A 291-nucleotide genomic window follows, 5' to 3' on the forward strand; every position below is an offset into this window, starting at 1 on the left:
TCTTTCCATATCCTCCTCCTTTGTAAGGGTTTGAAGGATATTATTATGGAAAGTGATTGTGTGTTATTATTTGAATTGAAAAGGTAATAGCTTCATTACTTTACATAACTAAGAACTTGGCATAATTTCCGTTATGTAAAGCTTTACATAACGGCAAAACCTATCTTGCCTGCGCCTTTGCTCAGAAGGCCTGCAGAGAAGGGTTGAACACGCTGTATCTGAGAACGACAAAACTCTTCGAGGACCTCGCCCTGGCCAAAGGTGATGGCCGATATCTGAAGCTTCTGAAAG

1 pseudogene is annotated in these 291 nt (G+C 40.9%); it reads left to right on the forward strand.

Annotated elements, in window-relative coordinates:
- Positions 1 to 161: 161 nt before the first annotated feature.
- Positions 162 to 291: pseudogene (locus tag JWJ90_RS23050) on the forward strand (ATP-binding protein); the annotation flags it as partial.

It is taken from the genome of Desulfobulbus rhabdoformis (genome assembly GCF_016919065.1).
In the GTDB taxonomy this organism is placed as follows: Bacteria; Desulfobacterota; Desulfobulbia; order Desulfobulbales; family Desulfobulbaceae; genus Desulfobulbus; species Desulfobulbus rhabdoformis.